This is a genomic window from Nocardiopsis sediminis, from assembly GCF_042650565.1.
Taxonomy (GTDB): domain Bacteria; phylum Actinomycetota; class Actinomycetes; order Streptosporangiales; family Streptosporangiaceae; genus Nocardiopsis_B; species Nocardiopsis_B sediminis.
Map to the genome: position 1 here is coordinate 156409 of NZ_JBHSBH010000010.1, position 14890 is coordinate 171298.

Here is a 14890-nt window from a genome sequence, read left to right on the forward strand (position 1 = left end):
CAGCTGCGGCCGCCGCTGCCGTCCGGGGGCGGGGGCGGGGCGGGGTGTCAGCCGCTGTATCGCCGCCGCATGGCCTGCGTGTGCCGAGCGAACTGCTCCTCGCCGAGTTCCCGGACGCCGTACTCCCGGAACAGGCGCTCCACGAGATCGTTGAACAGCAGGTCGGGGTTGTCGCGGGTGACTGCGTCCAACGCGCTGCGCTGGAAGAGGCACACGGCTGAGGTCAGCTGGAGGAACGAGCACTCGCCTCTGCCATCCGCCTCCGAAGTCGACCGCACATTCACAGTTGCATCGTCCAAGGTGAAGCGAACCCGGGTGACAACGTCGGGGAAACTCATGGTGGATTTCCCAGCGACCGCGAGTCCGCGTAGAGCGAACTGGAGCGACATACAGAAGTCCAGAAGCGGGGTTGTCCCCTGCGTGAAATTGAAGGCCCCGATCCGCATCCAAACGTCGTCGTACAGGAACATTTCCCTCATGTCCCCTTCAGGGATCTGAGCGATTTCGCCGGAGTCGCGGAGCGTCGGGCCGACTGTGTCACCCCCGTGATCAGTGCGCAGGGATCCGATGGTCACCACAGCATTCATGCCCACACATTCCTAGTTGTCCTGGGGGATGTATCCACTCGGGTAGGCGGTGCGCACCGAGCCGTCAGGTCTGAGGACGACCTCCACCTCATAGATCGGGTACCCACCCTGCGAGTCGCCAGCCCTCCCCACCGGCTCGTCGAACTCTCCCACGTGGACGGTTCCGCTCCGGTTATCCGTATTGAGAACCCCTTCCGGGTCCTGCGCGAGGGTCTCATTGATGATGCGGGTCCTTTCCTCCCGGCCCACACCCCAGACCGTGGCGTCCGGGGTCCTAAGCCGACCGTTCTCCGTGTGCCGGTCATCGATGTGCTGATTGACCTGCTCGGTGATCGTGCAGCGCCGGGGCCCCGGATTATGTACGGGGGTGCTGATCGCCCCCGCTCTGACGTAGCGGTGCTGAGGGATGCAGGAAGGGCGACTTGTGTCGTCCCTCCTCTCCTCATCGCCGTCGGCGCGCTGGTCGCCGTCTCCCTCGCTGTCGCCGCCGCTTCCGTTGACCCGGTCGTTGCCGCCTCCGTCGGCGATGTCGCCGAGGCGGTCGAGTTTCTTGCCCCAGCCGAAGTAGGGGATGAGGGCGACGGCGTTCTCGGTGATGCCCTGGCCGATGGCCTCCAGGTGGTTGCCGTTGTTCCAGTTCTCCTGGGTCTCTTCGCTGAAGAGGAGGTCGAGGCCCCAGCCGACCGGGTCGGTGGTGATGGCGTCCCAGGTGCCGGTCAGGCCGTCGAGGGTGGAGTCCCAGGTGTCGGTGGCCCACTGGCCCGGGTCGTCGATGATCTGGCCGACGTTGTCCCACAGCCCGTCCCAGGCGTCCACCACACCGTCCCAGGTGTCGGTGACGGCGTTCCACGCCCCCGTGCCCAGATCGGCCAGCCCGTCGCCGACCGCGCTGAGCCCGTCGCCCACTGAACTCCGGACCCCGCCACCGCCGCTGTCGTCTCTGCCGTTGCCGTCGTCCCCGCCCTCGTCACCTGGCTCGTTGCTTTGATCGCTGCCCTGGGGCGCCCCCGGGCCGTCGCCCTCGCTGTCGCCGGCGCTGCTTTTCTCGACCGAATCGATGGCCGAGGCGATCAGTGCTGAGACCCGGCCGGAGACGCCACTGGTGATGACGGTTGCGGCGATGGCGGCGACCAGCAGGATGACGGCGCCGTGTTCGATGAACCCGGCGCCGCGTTCGGGGTCGTGGATGCGTCGGAGCATTGGGGGATACCTCGGGTCACAACGGTCACGAGTGCAGCCGCCGGCGGAGAACGGCAGGATGCGGATATAGTTCAGGGAATTCGGGATCTTTTATGAGAAAAGTCGAATTCCGAGGTTCACCCTTCGGGTTGGCCGGGATAAGGGTAGTTCCGCTGGAAATCAGAAATCTCGAAATCCGGGGAATTCGGCCGAACTCGCATCCGGTGGCGGGGAACGAACACAAGGGTGCCGGCTCGAAGCGATGCGCGCGCGGCCATCGGCAGCCGGGGGCCGTGTGCCCCAGGGCGCCGACGTTTCGCGCCACGGGGCGGGGTCAGGTGCACGGTGTCAGCTCGGAAGCCGCTGGGCGGGGACGTCGTTGGAGGGGGTGGCGCCGTGCCGAGTGTGGCCAGCCGCGTGTGGAGGGCCGCGGCGTCAGTGGTCGGTGCCCGGATCGAGTACCGCGACCCTGTCATCGTGCGCCGCAAGGTGGAATCCCGGCAGGTGCGCCCCGAGCGCATCGGCCCGCCGCGGCGCATGGACCGGACGCACAACGTCCGCCTGCACTTCCGCTACGGCTGGCCGTGCTACGAGGTGACCCCGCGCTCCGGCCCGGCGCACGCCAACATCATGGTCCTGCACGGCGGCGCCTACGTCGAGCAGATCAGCGGCATGCACTGGCGGTTCATCCGCCTGCTGGTCACCCGGCTGCGCGCGCACGTGTGGGCGCCGATCTACCCGCTGGCGCCCCAGGGCACCGCCGACATCGTGGTCCCCGAGATCGCCGGCTTCACCCGCGAGCTCGTGGACCGCTGCGCGGGCGAGACGGTGCTCATCGGCGACTCCGCGGGCGGCGGCCTGGCCCTCGCGGCCGCTCAGCACCTCCGCGCGCAGGGCGGCCACCAGCCGACCCGCCTCATCCTCATCTCCCCGTGGCTGGACGTCACCATGGACAACCCGGGCATCCCCGCGGTCGAACCTCTCGACCCGGAGCTGTCGCGCGGGGCGCTGCGGTTCGCTGGCAACCTGTGGGCCGGGAACCTGGATCCGGCCGACCCCCTGGCCAGCCCCCTCAACGGGCGCATGGAGGGGCTGCCGCCGTGCACCGTCTTCATCGGTAGCCACGATGTGCTCAACCCCGACACCCACCGCTTCCGCGCCCTGGCCGAGGACGCCGGGGTCGACGTGGACTTCCACGAGGGTGCAGGCCAGATCCACGTGTATCCGCTGTATCCGATCCCCGAGGGGCGGCGGGCGGTCGACCACATCGTCGACACGATTCGCCACGAGGGCCACAGGAAGCGGCCGCCGGCCTGACGCCCCCTCCATCCGAGCGGGCACCGGCCCGGGCACGGTCAGTCCGCTGAAGGAGCCATGACGCGGTAGCGCAGGTGGGTGACCGCCGGGGAGGCGACGACCCGGCCGGGCTCGAAGGTGATCCGGGGGTCGACGCCGTCCAGCAGCCGGACGCCCCCGCCAAGCAGCAGCGGGGCGATGTGGAGCTCCAGTTCGGCGATGAGCCCGGCGTTGAGGAACTGCCGGACGGCGCTCGCACCACCCGAGACCTGCACGTCCTTGCCGCCGGCGGCGGTGCGCGCCTGGGCGAGCGCGCTCTCTACGCCGTCGGTGACGAACGTGAACGTCGTCCCGCCCTGGCGCACCCACGGTTCACGCGGGGAAGAGGTCAGCACGAACACCGGGGCGTGGAACGGCGGCGGGTCACCCCAGGCGACCTCGCCCTCGTCGAACATCCGGCGCCCCATCACGTAGGCCCCGGCCCGCTCGAAGCCCTCCTCGACGACCGCGTCGTCGCGGTCGGTGCGGCCGTCCTCCAGGCCTTGCCGGTCCCGCCAGCTCTCGACACCGAACATCCACTGGTGGATGCGGGTCCCGCCGTCGCCCAGCGGGTTGCCCGGGTGGGCGTTGGGCCCGGCGATGTAGCCGTCCAGGGACATCCCCAGGCTCGCGAAGACGTCGGCCATCTGCCCTCCTCACTGCACGGCCGGGCCGCAGCGGCCCCCGCTGGACGCACGGCGGCCCCGGCGGTGCGGCGTGCCCTCAGCGGGCACGCTACAGCGCCGTAGCCCGGCCGGCACGCCGCCCCGCGGCGCCCCGCCCTATCCGTTTGCCCAGGTCATCCGATGTCGCGGCGGTGTAGGGCCAGCAGCCCGCCGCCGGCGACCAGGGCCGACAGGGCGGCCAGCACCAGCGCGGGCACCGGGTCGAAGGGCGCTCCGGCGACGGTGTCGGGGAGGTAGTGGAACGGCTCGAAGGGGGTCCCACCCCACTGCCCGTACAGCGGGCCCGCGATCCGGCCGAGGGCGGCGACCGCCACCCAGACGGCCCAGGAGATCGCCACGCAGGCCCGCGGCACCAGCCCGTAGGCGAGCACGCCCACCGCGCCCACGAGCCAGGCGGCCGGAAGCGTCCCCAGTGCCGCGGCGAGGATGCGGGGCACATCGGACGCGGGGTCGCCCACAAGTACCCCGAAGAGCGTGCCGAAGGCGAGCCCGGCCACGGCCAGCAGCGCCGCCGTGCCGAGCGCGGCCACCAGCAGGTGCCCGCCCGCCCACCGGAGCCGCGTCATCGGCGTGGCCTGCACGGCTTCGGCGCGGCCGGCGGCCTCGTCGGCGCGCAGCCGCTGCACCATGATCACCGGGTAGAGGGCGATTATGTAGCCGAAGATCAGGATGATCGGCCACACATAGGCGTGCAGCGGTGATGCCCCCGAGCCGCCGAAGTTCTCCATCAGGTGGGCGACCGATGCGCCGGGAGCCTCGCTGAGCTGGTGCGCCAGGGTGCTGAGCCCGCCGGCGGCCGCCGCGAAGACGGCGATCCCGGCGGCCCAGGACGCCAGCAGGCCGCGGTGCAGCCGCCAAGCGAGGCTGATCGGACCGCGCAGGCGCGGGGCGCTGGCGGGCCCGCGGCGCTCGGACACTAGCCCCGCTCCGAGGTCGCGGCGCCCGGCCAGGCCGTAGGCCGCGGCCGCCAGCACCGCGGCCACGGCGAGCGGGACCGCGAGCATCCACCACCGCTCGTCGCGGTAGGGCTCCACCAGGTGGCTCCAGCCGATCGGGGAGGCGCGGACCATCCAGGCCTGCCCGCTCGCGTCTCCGGCGTAGCGCAGCAGGTAGGCGGCCCCCAGGACCGCCAGCGCCATGACCCGGGCTGTGTGGGCGCTGCGGGCGAGCTGGGCGGCAACGGCCCCGATGGCGGCGAACACCCACCCGGCCGCGGTGATGGCCGCACCGTAGGCGATCGACCCCGTGGGCTCCAGCCCGATCGCGACCAGGACGACGGCGGTCAGCGCCCCGCCGGCCAGGCTCACCCCGCCCGCCACCAGCAGGGCGGCGGTCAGCGGGGAGTAACGCCCGACGACGGCCGCACGCAGCAGTTCGGTGCGGCCGGAATCCTCGTCGGCGCGCGTAAGGCGGATCACCGACATCAGGGCGGCGAGCCCGTTCATCACGTACAAGAACCCGCCGCTGCGCCACGACGACAGGACGCCGAGGTCGGGTTCGACGGTCCCGCCGCCCAGCGCCCGGAAGAAGGCATTGCGGTTGATCATCTCCGTGTAGGTCGCCTTCAGCTCGAAAGTGCCCATGTTCCGCTCGACGTAGGCGACCATGACCAGCGCCATCGTCACCAGCAGCAGGATCCACCACGGGGCGATGACCCTCTCGCGGCGCAGCCCCAGCCGCAGGAGCAGGGGGGTCCCGGCGAGGCCGTTCACTGTCCCGCCCCCGCTCCCGCCACACGAGCCGTCTCGTAGTGCCGCAGGAACAGCTCCTCGAGTGTGGGCGGGCGGCTGACGAGGCCGCGGACGCCCACCGACCCGAGGTGGCGCAGCACCGCGTCGAGGGCGTCGGTCTCGACGTCGAACTCCACTCGTCCGTCCTCGGCCCGCAGGCCGTGCACCCCCGGCAGGCCGGCGAGCCCGTCCGAGGGGCCGGCGAGTTCGGCGCGGATGGCGGTGCGGGTCAGGTGCCGCAGCTCGGCGAGGGTGCCGGTGTCGACGGTCCGGCCGTCGCGGACGATGGTGACGCGGTCGCACAGCGCCTCGACCTCGCCGAGGATGTGGCTGGACAGCAGCACGGTGCGGCCCAGACGCCGCTGCTCTTCACGGACGACGTCGCGGAACACGACCTCCATCAGCGGGTCCAGGCCCGAGGTCGGCTCGTCCAGGATGAGGAGGTCGGCGTCGGAGGCGAGAGCGGCGACCAGCGCCACCTTCTGCCGGTTGCCCTTGGAGTAGGCGCCGACCCGGGTCCGCGGGTCCAGGTCGAAGCGCTCGATCAGCTCGCGCCGTCGGGCACCGCCGGCGCCGCCGCGCGCCCGCACCAGCAGGTCGATGACCTCGCCGCCGGACAGGCCGGGCCAGAGCGCGACGTCGCCGGGCACGTAGGCGAGGCGGCGGTGCAGAGCGGTGGCTTCCCTCCAGGGGTCGCCGCCGAGTAACCGGGCGGTGCCCGCATCAGGACGCAGCAGGCCCAGGAGGGTCCGGATCGTCGTGCTCTTGCCCGCGCCGTTGGGCCCCAAGAAGCCGTGGACCTCGCCGGTGCCCACCGTGAGGTCGAGCCCGTTCAGTGCGGTGGTGCGGCCGTACCTCTTGACCAGGCCGTTCACCGAGATCGCGTCAGTCATCGTGGCCCTCCGTGCGGGGTGGTGCGGTGTGAGTGGCCGGGAGGCGCGAGCGGATGGCGGCGGCCTCGTCGGGGCTGAGGAAGGGGTGGGAGTAGATGTCGAGCAGGATCCGGGCAAGCACGTCGCCGCCCTCGGGTGCGAGGACGTCGACGCCGAGGCGCCGCGACACGTGCTGGTGGAGGACCGAGACGGACAGCGCCATGGCCGCCGTCACGGTCGCCCGGGCCTCGGTGCTGACGTCGGGGGGATCGGGGCGCCTGGTGTCGGCCTCCGCGAGCCATTGCGCGCCCAGGTCGACCAGCGTGTCGAAGAGCGCGGTGGCCCGGCCCTCGCTCAGGGCGCGCGCGACGTATCGCTGGTAGGGGCCGAAGGCGGCTCCGGCCACGGCCACGTAGTTCACGTCGCCGGGCGTGCTGTCGGCCCGGACCCGGCCGTTGATGCGTTGCAGGGCCGCGGCCAGGTGGGCGTCGCAGGCGTCGCGCAGCGCTTCCTTCGAGCCGAAGTGGTGGCGCACCAGCCCGGATGACACCCCCGCGGTCTCGGCGATCCCGCGGATCGTCGACCGGTCGAAACCGTGCTCGCCGAAGTGGCGCAGCGCGGCGTCGCGGATCCGTGCGCGGGCGGTGAGGTCGTCCGGATCGGGCTCCGTCATGGTCACGTTCCGGCTCCTATTCGCGTGTACAGGTGGCTGTACATAAGAGGAGGATACTACACACGCGTGTAGCAATTCGTGATTGGGAGCAGGGGAAAGCGTTTTCCTCATTGAGTGGCTGAGTGTCGGGTGCGGCCAGCCACGATGCTCTCGCGGTATCGAAGCATGCCGAATCAGGCATTGACCTGCATCGTTGCCCGGGATTAGGTTCCTTTCAGGTTTCCCTGCGGTTTCGGTGCGGAAGTCCGGTGGCGGTCCCACAGCGGGGCACGCCCGACCGGAGGGGACCGCCTGCCGCCGATCCGTCCGCCGCGTGCCCGCCGCCCGCCCGACCAGGAGCAGAACCACCATGAGCACCGACAGCACCTCCGCCGCTCCCCCCGTGGTGGCCGCCGGCCCGGCCACCCTCGACCGGATCGCCACCGTCCGGCTCTCCTCGGTCACCCTGCCCCTGCCCCAGCCCATCAGCGACGCCAAGGTCCTCACTGGGCGGCAGCGGCCGATGACCGAGGTCGCGCTGCTCTTCGCCGAGATCACCACCGAATCCGGCCACGAGGGCGTCGGCTTCAGCTACTCCAAGCGCGCCGGCGGGCCCGGCCAGTTCGCGCACGCCAAGGAGATCGCCCCGGTCCTGATCGGCGAGGACCCCAGCGACATCGCCAAGATCTGGGACAAGCTGGTGTGGGCCGGCGCCTCGGTCGGGCGCAGCGGGCTGTCCGTGCAGGCCATCGCGGCCTTCGACGTCGCCCTGTGGGACCTCAAGGCCAAGCGGGCCGGGCTGCCCCTGGCCAAGCTGCTCGGCGCCCACCGCGACTCCGTGCGCACCTACAACACCTCCGGCGGCTTCCTGCACGCCTCGATCGATGAGATCCGGGAGAAGTCGAGCGCGTCCGTGGCCGCGGGGATCGGCGGCATCAAGATCAAGGTCGGCCAGCCCGACAGCTCCGTCGACCTGGCCCGCGTCGCCGCCGTGCGCGACCACCTGGGGCCCGATGTGCCGCTGATGGTCGACGCCAACCAGCAGTGGGACCGCGCCACCGCGCGCCGGATGTGCCGGGCGCTGGACGACTACGGCCTCGTCTGGATCGAGGAGCCCCTCGACGCCTACGACGCCGAGGGCCACGCGATGCTCTCCGCGACCTTCGACACCCCCATCGCCACCGGCGAGATGCTCACCAGCGTCGCCGAGCACGCCGAGCTGATCCGGCTGCGCGCCGCCGACATCGTCCAGCCCGACGCCCCCCGCGTCGGCGGCATCACCCCGTTCCTCAAGGTCATGGCGCTGGCCGACCACGCCCACCTGGACCTCGCCCCGCACTACGCCATGGAGATCCACATCCACCTCGCCGCGGCCTACGCGCGCGACCCGTGGGTCGAGCACTTCGAATGGCTCGACCCGCTGTTCAACGAGCACCTGGAGATCTCCGGCGGCCGCATGCACCTGTCGGCACGCCCCGGCCTCGGCATCACGATCAGCGAGCAGGCCCGTGCCTGGACCGTGGCCACCGCGGAGGCCCGCGCCTGACACTGGGCCCCGGGCGGTACCCAGCAGGTACCGCCCGGCCCGCGCCGCCATGCCACTCGACTGCGGCCGACGTCGTACCCCGCAGGGGTCCGGCCGCAGGCCGCGATCGGGTAGCGTCCAAGGTCGTGAGCCACGCGATCGCAGCCGATTCCGCCCGCATCCACTACACCGCCCTCGGCAGCGGCGGCGACCCGCTGCTCCTGCTCAGCGGGCAGTCACTGGACCACCGCATGTGGGCCGGCGTCGACACCGCCCTCGCCCGCCGCCACCGGGTCATCCTCCTCGACGCCCGCGGGACCGGCGGCAGCGACACCCCCGAGCCGCCCGACGGCGCCGCCGGCTACACCACCCGCCTGTTCGCCGACGACGCACTCGCGGTCCTCGACGCCCTCGGCATCGGCCGCGCCCACGTCTACGGGTTCTCCATGGGCGGCCGGGTCGCCCAGGTCCTCGCCGCCATGGCGCCTGAGCGCGTGGGTGCGCTGGTGCTCGGCTCGACCGGCCCCGGCGGGACGCTCGAAGCCGCCCGGCCGCCCGAGGCCACCCGCGCCCTGCGCCGGGCCGCCTCGCCCGAGGGCCGCGACGCCGTCGCCGACCTCTTCTTCACCCCCGCCTGGGGCGGCGCCCACCCGGGCATCGTGGCGTCGATCCTGCCCGCGAACACGCGCCACGCCCAGCGCCTGCACTACGCCGCCAGCAGCGGGCACGACGCCGAGGGCCTGCTCGGCGCGATCCGGGCGCCCACGCTGGTCCTGCACGGCGGCGACGACCTCCTCACCCCCGCCGCCAACGCCGGCATCCTCGCCGACCGCATCCCCGGCGCACGCGTCCACATCTTCCCGGGCGCCCGGCACGGCTACCTGCACGAGGCCCGCCCCGAGGCCGACGGCGCCGTCCTGGACTTCCTCGCCGCCCACCCCCTGGCCGCGGCGCCGCCCGGGGTGCCCGAGGCGCTCAGCCCTTGATCCCGGTCTCGGTCGCGCCCTGGACGATGTGGCGCTGGAAGAAGAGGAACACCAGCACCAGCGGGGCCACCGACACCGCTGCGGCGGCGAACAGCTCCTGGAGGTCGATCGTCTGGGCGGTGATGTAGGTCGACAGTACGACCTGCACCGTCCAGGCCTGGGAGTCCTGTGCGATCACCAGCGGCCACAGGAACGAGTTCCAGCTCCCGATGAAGGTGATCACCCCGATGGCCGCGAAGAACTGGAGCGAGTTGGGCACCACCACCCGCCAGAACGTCCCCCAGTAGCCCAGGCCGTCGACCCGGGCCGCGTCCTCCAGCTCGCGCGGGAAGCCCAGGAAGAACTGGCGGAACAGGAACGCGGTGAAGCCGCTGAACAGCATCGGCACCACCAGGCCGCGCAGGCTGCTCACCCAGCCCAGCGAGGACACCATGACGAAGGTCGGCACGAAGGTCACCGCCGCCGGGATCATCAAGACGACCACGACCAGGTAGAACACGGTGTCGGCGTGGCGGTAGGGGATGCGTGCCAGCGCGTAGCCGGCCGGTGCGCACACCAGGAGCTGGCCGGCGGTTTGCAGCACGGCGACCACCGCCGAGTTGCGCAGCCCCACGGCCATCAGCGACCCGGGGCCGAACAGCTCGGCGATGTTGCCCCATTGCAGTGCGGCCGGCAGCAGCGTCCACTCCGGCGAGGTGATCTCCTCGGGCGTCGAGAGCCCGTTGCGCGCGATCAGGTAGTAGGGGAGCAGGAACAGCACGGCGACGGCGACCAGCACGGTGTAGAGCAGCACCGCCGCCACCAGGGCGCGCGAGCGGTGCCGGCCGGGACGCCGCCCCCTACCGGTGCGGCGGGAGGCGCGACGCTCGGGCGCGGGGCGGGCCGGTGGCGCCGGGGCGGGGGTGGTCGCGCTCACGTGTGGTTCCGTCCGAATCCGAGGAGGCGCCCCTGCGCCAGGGTGACGATCGCGATGAGCAGGGCGAGGATCACCGCGCCGGCGCTGCCGTGGCCGAAGTCCTGGCCCGACCCCAGTGCCGTGTAGTAGAGGTACACCAGCGGGGGACGGGCGTAGGGCGGGTAGGCGCCGTCGCTGCCGAGCACGTTGTAGAACTCGTCGAACGCCTGGTAGGCGGCGATCAGGTTGAGCAGCAGCACCGCGGCCGACGTCGCGCGCAGCTGCGGCAGGGTGATGTGGCGCAGCGTGGTCCAGCCGCGCCGGGCGCCGTCGACGAACGCCGCCTCATAGAGCGCGGCCGGGATGCGCTGGAGCCCGGCCAGGAATATGAGCATGTAGAAGCCCACCTGGAGCCACAGCCGCAGGGTCACCAGCACCAGCCAGTACCAGGGCGGGTCGGTGACCGCCAGCCATGCCACGTTGTCCAGGCCGAACCAGCCCAGCACGGTGTTGGCCAGCCCGAACCGCACCCCGTTGAAGATCGACAGCTTCCAGATCAGCGCGGCGACCACGTAGGAGCAGGCGGCGGGCAGGAAGTACACCGAGCGCAGCACCGGCTGCGCCCAGCGGGCCTGGTTCACCAGCAGCGCCAGGCCCAGCGAGCACACGAAGGTGGTGGGCACGATGAACAGCGCGAACAGGGTGAAGGTGAGCAGGCTGTCGAGGAACGCCGGCGAGGTCAGCATGTCGGCGTAGTTGCGCAGCCCGACGAACTCGGTGGGCGTGACGGTGTTGCGCGCCTCGAAGAAGCTCAGGTACACGCTCCACAGGATCGGGATGTAGCCGAACACCAGCAGCCCGATGACGAACGGCCCCGCCAGGGTCCAGAACGCCCAGGCCGGCCGGTCCAGCAGCGCACCCGGCCGGCGCCGGGTCGTCGTCGGCGCGCCCATGTCCCCCTCGTCCCCCTCCGGCCGGCCGGCGCCGCCGCGCCCGGCCGCGCCGGCCAGCCGCCGCAGCGGCGGGCCGGCCACCGTCCGTGTCAGCCGAACAGCGTATCGAGTTCGCCCTGCACCGTCTCGGCCGCCGCCCGCAGTTCCGTCTCGGCGTCGGCGCCGCCGCGGACGATGTTGGACAGGGCGTCCTTGTAGGCGCTGTCCATCGCGGGGGTCCACTCGGGCGGGCTGCTGGGGCGGCCCAGCTCCTCGACGTAGCGCACCACGTCGGCGGCGGGGCCCGAGGAGAGCTGCTCGGCGCCGGCGGCGATGTCCGCGCGCGGCGGGATGTGGAAGCCGTAGCCGAGATTGAAGTCCTCCTGGTAGGCGGTCTGCTCGATCCACAGCCACCGGACGTACTCCTTGGCGAGGTCCTTCTGCGCCCCGCCCGCATACACCATGGCGCCGAACGCCCCCACCGGCACCGAGTCGGCGCCGCTGTCACCGAAGCGGGGCCAGGGCAGGACGCCGTAGTCGTCGCCGAACTCCGCCTCGATCTGCGGCAGCGCCCACAGGCCGGTCCACTGCATGGCGGTCAGCCCCTGGAGGAGCGCGGAGGGGTCGGACCAGTCGGTGGGGGCGCCGAGCAGCAGCGCGTCGCTCTCGAAGAGGTCGTGCAGGCGGGTGAGGACGCCGGCCGCGGCGGGGTCGTCGAACCCGGCCCGGTGCTCCTCGGTCACGTACTGGAGGCCGACCGACCACAGCCACGGCGCGCCCAGGACGTCGGTGCCGGCGTTGTTGCCGAGGAACAGCCCTTTGCGGTCGCCGTCGGTGAGCTCGCGGGCGGCGTCGGCCAGCGCGTCGAAGCCGGTGGGCGGCTCCACCCCGGCGTCGTCGAGCAGGCTCGGGCGGTAGACGAGGACCTGGCTGTCGACCGCCTGGGGGATGCCGTAGACCGAGCCCTCGAAGGTGTGGGAGGCCAGGGAGGCGTCGGAGAAGTCCTGGCGGACGTCGGCGATGAGGTCGTCGAGGGGCTCCAGGTGGCCGGCGCGGACCAGGTCGGCCTTGGTCTGGTACTCGAACACATCGGGCGGGGAGCCGCCCTGGAGCGCCGACAGCAGCTTGGTGTCGTAGTTGCCGGGGGTCCACTGGACGTCGACCTCGGCGCCCTCGAAGGCGGCCGCGTAGCGCCGCACCGCCTCTTGGACCCCGTCCTCGCCGTACTGGTGGTACCAGTGGGTGAGGGTGCCGTCGGTGCCGCCGCGGCCGGTGTTGGAGCCGCACGCGGCAGCCAGCAGGGCGGCGCCGGTGAGGCCCGACGCCTGGAGGAACCGCCGCCGCGAGAACGGCGGCCTCCTGTGTACCGACATGAGCCAGTGCCCCCTTCGGCGCCGACCGCGCCCGCGCAGCGCACGGGTGGCCCCGCCGCGGTGGGCGCGGGAGCCCGGCGATCACTATTTCCTACGAAATAGGTATGGTTTCAGTGCGGGTCGCGTTCGTCAAGCGGACTGGACAGCCGGGGGCGCCGCCCGCAGTATCGGGGGGAGGCGCGAGCGGTCACATCGGATACCTCTGTCCCCTCTGGAAGGTGGGCCCGTGAGGTTCAGCTATGCCATGCTTCCCGACCATCCCCTCACGGAGTCGCTGGACTCCATCCGACTCGCCGACGAGCTGGGCTTCCACGCCTGCTACGCAGCCGACGAGACCTGGCACAAGGACTTGTGGCTCCTCTTCGCCGCGGCCGCCGCGCGCACGCACCGGATCCGGCTGGGCCCCAGCGTCTCCCCGGTGACGCTGCGGGAGCCCACCCTGATCGCCCAGGCGCTCGCCACCCTCGACGAACTCTCCGGCGGGCGCGCCGAGGGCGTGCTGTCCAGCGGGAACTTCGGGCTGCTGGCGCAGTACGGAATCGACTCCGCCCGCATCCGGCCGCTGTCCCGGGTCAAGGAGGCCCTCCACGTGGTGCGCACCCTGCTGGACGAGGGCGCCATCTCCTACGACGGCGAGTTCTTCTCCTACAACGGGCTGTTCACCTTCGCCCGCCCCGTCCAGGACCGGGTGCCGCTCAAGCTCGGGGCGATGCGCGGACCGAAGTCCTTCGAAGCGGCGGGCGAGCTGTCCGACGGCTGCCACCACGCGCTGGGCTACAGTCGCGAGGCCTACGACTACGCGGTGCACCACATCCGGGCCGGAGCCGAGCGCGCCGGCCGGGACTGGCGGGAGCTGGACATCGGGGCGTGGGTCGTGTTCGCGACCGGGCCCGACTCCGCGGCGGCCAAGGAGGCGGCGCGCAGCATGGTCGGCATCTACGCCTCGTCGATGCCCGTGGAGCAGCTGCGCCGCAACGGCGTCGACCCCGATGAGCTCACGCCCGCCATCGACGCCATCGCCGCCGGCGATCTGGCCCGTGGCATCGAGCTGACCAGCCCGGAGACCGCCGAACGCCTCTCCATCGCCGGTACCCCCGAGGAGTGCCTGGACAAGATCCGCAGCGAGATCGCCCCCAGCGGCGTCAACCACATGATCTGCGCCATCACCGACCGCACGCTTGTCCGAGCCTTCACCGGCCGCGACCTCGCGGAGGCGGCCGACGTGGACACCCAGCTCCGCCTCATCCACGAAAGGATCATGCCGGCGTTCGCCTGAGGGCCGCAGCGAGGCGGAGCGGATCGGCGCTTCGGGAGACGGTCGGCGGCGCACCGCGGGCCGGGGCCGGGCCGATGGCATCCTGAGGGCATGGACCGGGTCGAAGTGCGCCTGCGATTCGCCGCCGAGCTGCGGTTCTTCCTCCCGGCCCGGCTCCGGCGCGCAGAAGTGCGGCTCACCCACGAGGGGACGTCCACCGTCGGGCACCTCGTGGAGGCGGCCGGGGTGCCGCTGCCGGAGGTGGGCCGCCTCGCCGTCGGCGGCCGGAGGGTCGAACCGTCCCACCGGCCGGCACCGGGGGCGACCGTGGAGGTGTCCGGGGTCGAGCGGCCGCAGCGGGCCCCCTACTCCCCACTGCGGTTCGTGCTCGACGTGCACCTCGGAGCGCTGGCGCGGCGGCTGCGGCTGCTGGGCGTGGACACCGCCTACGCGAACGACCTCGATGACGACGCGCTCATCGACCAGGCCAACGCCGAGCAGCGGGTGCTGCTGACCCAGGACCGGGCGCTCCTGCACCGCCGGTCCCTTGGCTCCGGCGCCTATGTGCGGGGATCGGCCCCGGACGACCAGATGCGCGACGTCATCGAGCGCTTCGTCCCGCCGCTGGCCCCGTGGACGCGGTGCCCGGCCTGCAACGGGCCCGTCGCCCCGGTCGACAAGGACGCGATCGCCGACCGCCTCGAACCGGGCACGCGGCGGACCTACGACACCTTCACGCAGTGCGGTTCCTGCGGGCGCCTGTACTGGCCGGGGGCCCACCACGACCGGCTGGCGGGCATCGTCGCGGCGGCCGAGGAGATCGCCGCGGCCGCCGATGTGTCACAGCGGACCCTGTTCCGCTACTTCCCCACCAAGGAGGACA

Annotated in this window: 14 protein-coding genes; 5 read left to right on the forward strand and 9 right to left on the reverse strand. The window is 72.2% G+C overall.

The window, feature by feature from the left end; all coding sequences use genetic code 11:
* Nucleotides 1–47 precede the first annotated feature (47 nt).
* The gene (locus ACFOVU_RS15700) at nt 48–587 is read right to left on the reverse strand and encodes a hypothetical protein (RefSeq protein WP_378534293.1); all 540 of its coding nucleotides are present in this window, start codon (nt 585–587) and stop codon (nt 48–50) included.
* A 12-nt stretch (nt 588–599) separates the two neighbouring features.
* Nucleotides 600–1787, reverse strand: coding sequence for a hypothetical protein (locus tag ACFOVU_RS15705; RefSeq protein WP_378534295.1), 1188 nt, complete (start codon nt 1785–1787; stop codon nt 600–602).
* 375 nt (nt 1788–2162) lie between these two features.
* Between ACFOVU_RS15705 and ACFOVU_RS15710 the strand changes: the two genes are divergently transcribed.
* Nucleotides 2163–3083: an alpha/beta hydrolase fold domain-containing protein gene (locus tag ACFOVU_RS15710; RefSeq protein ID WP_378534297.1), complete on the forward strand. Its 921-nt coding sequence runs from the start codon at nt 2163–2165 to the stop codon at nt 3081–3083.
* Nucleotides 3084–3121: 38 nt separating this feature from the next.
* Here ACFOVU_RS15710 and ACFOVU_RS15715 read toward each other — a convergent pair whose 3' ends face one another.
* The 4 genes from ACFOVU_RS15715 to ACFOVU_RS15730 all read right to left on the reverse strand — a co-directional run bounded on the left by ACFOVU_RS15715 (nt 3122) and on the right by ACFOVU_RS15730 (nt 7062).
* Nucleotides 3122–3748, reverse strand: coding sequence for a dihydrofolate reductase family protein (locus ACFOVU_RS15715; protein ID WP_378534299.1), 627 nt, complete (start codon nt 3746–3748; stop codon nt 3122–3124).
* Between the two features lie 152 nt (nt 3749–3900).
* The gene (locus tag ACFOVU_RS15720; protein WP_378534300.1) at nt 3901–5499 is read right to left on the reverse strand and encodes an ABC transporter permease; all 1599 of its coding nucleotides are present in this window, start codon (nt 5497–5499) and stop codon (nt 3901–3903) included.
* Complete coding sequence (locus ACFOVU_RS15725; protein WP_378534302.1) at nt 5496–6410, reverse strand: ABC transporter ATP-binding protein; 915 nt, start codon at nt 6408–6410, stop codon at nt 5496–5498. The genes ACFOVU_RS15720 and ACFOVU_RS15725 overlap by 4 nt, the downstream gene beginning before the upstream one ends.
* The gene (locus ACFOVU_RS15730; RefSeq protein WP_378534891.1) at nt 6403–7062 is read right to left on the reverse strand and encodes a TetR/AcrR family transcriptional regulator; all 660 of its coding nucleotides are present in this window, start codon (nt 7060–7062) and stop codon (nt 6403–6405) included. The genes ACFOVU_RS15725 and ACFOVU_RS15730 overlap by 8 nt, the downstream gene beginning before the upstream one ends.
* A gap of 349 nt (nt 7063–7411) precedes the next feature.
* Here ACFOVU_RS15730 and ACFOVU_RS15735 point away from each other — a divergent pair, with 349 nt between their 5' ends.
* Together ACFOVU_RS15735 and ACFOVU_RS15740 are read left to right on the forward strand one after the other, a co-directional pair.
* Entirely contained in the window at nt 7412–8587 is a 1176-nt protein-coding gene (locus ACFOVU_RS15735) for an L-talarate/galactarate dehydratase (RefSeq protein WP_378534304.1), read from the forward strand.
* A 125-nt stretch (nt 8588–8712) separates the two neighbouring features.
* Nucleotides 8713–9552 (forward strand): alpha/beta fold hydrolase, encoded by an 840-nt coding sequence (locus tag ACFOVU_RS15740; protein WP_378534306.1) that lies wholly within the window; start codon nt 8713–8715, stop codon nt 9550–9552.
* On the opposite strand, the gene ACFOVU_RS15745 is transcribed toward ACFOVU_RS15740, so the two are convergent.
* The 3 genes from ACFOVU_RS15745 to ACFOVU_RS15755 form a co-directional block, all read right to left on the reverse strand.
* Nucleotides 9542–10468, reverse strand: coding sequence for a carbohydrate ABC transporter permease (locus tag ACFOVU_RS15745; RefSeq protein WP_378534308.1), 927 nt, complete (start codon nt 10466–10468; stop codon nt 9542–9544). The two genes, ACFOVU_RS15740 and ACFOVU_RS15745, sit on opposite strands and share 11 nt — an antisense overlap.
* Nucleotides 10465–11400, reverse strand: a complete 936-nt coding sequence (locus ACFOVU_RS15750; protein ID WP_378534310.1) for a carbohydrate ABC transporter permease — start codon at nt 11398–11400, stop codon at nt 10465–10467. The genes ACFOVU_RS15745 and ACFOVU_RS15750 overlap by 4 nt, the downstream gene beginning before the upstream one ends.
* Nucleotides 11401–11489: 89 nt before the next feature.
* A complete protein-coding gene (locus ACFOVU_RS15755) occupies nt 11490–12752 on the reverse strand; it encodes an ABC transporter substrate-binding protein (protein WP_378534312.1) in 1263 nt (420 codons plus the stop codon).
* Nucleotides 12753–12978: 226 nt separating this feature from the next.
* On the opposite strand from ACFOVU_RS15755, the gene ACFOVU_RS15760 reads away from it, so the two are divergent.
* Together ACFOVU_RS15760 and ACFOVU_RS15765 are read left to right on the forward strand one after the other, a co-directional pair.
* Nucleotides 12979–14028: an LLM class flavin-dependent oxidoreductase gene (locus ACFOVU_RS15760; RefSeq protein WP_378534314.1), complete on the forward strand. Its 1050-nt coding sequence runs from the start codon at nt 12979–12981 to the stop codon at nt 14026–14028.
* 90 nt (nt 14029–14118) lie between these two features.
* The coding region (locus tag ACFOVU_RS15765; RefSeq protein ID WP_378534316.1) for a Mut7-C RNAse domain-containing protein at nt 14119–14890 on the forward strand (772 nt) is incomplete at its 3' end.

Coding starts and splice junctions, on each gene's coding strand:
- ACFOVU_RS15725 (WP_378534302.1), bottom strand. CDS start 6,410: ATGACTGACGCGATCTCGGTGAACGGCCTGGTCAAGAGGTACGGCCGC.
- ACFOVU_RS15705 (WP_378534295.1), bottom strand. CDS start 1,787: ATGCTCCGACGCATCCACGACCCCGAACGCGGCGCCGGGTTCATCGAA.
- ACFOVU_RS15700 (WP_378534293.1), bottom strand. CDS start 587: ATGAATGCTGTGGTGACCATCGGATCCCTGCGCACTGATCACGGGGGT.
- ACFOVU_RS15715 (WP_378534299.1), bottom strand. CDS start 3,748: ATGGCCGACGTCTTCGCGAGCCTGGGGATGTCCCTGGACGGCTACATC.
- ACFOVU_RS15755 (WP_378534312.1), bottom strand. CDS start 12,752: ATGTCGGTACACAGGAGGCCGCCGTTCTCGCGGCGGCGGTTCCTCCAG.
- ACFOVU_RS15750 (WP_378534310.1), bottom strand. CDS start 11,400: ATGGGCGCGCCGACGACGACCCGGCGCCGGCCGGGTGCGCTGCTGGAC.
- ACFOVU_RS15735 (WP_378534304.1), top strand. CDS start 7,412: ATGAGCACCGACAGCACCTCCGCCGCTCCCCCCGTGGTGGCCGCCGGC.
- ACFOVU_RS15730 (WP_378534891.1), bottom strand. CDS start 7,062: ATGACGGAGCCCGATCCGGACGACCTCACCGCCCGCGCACGGATCCGC.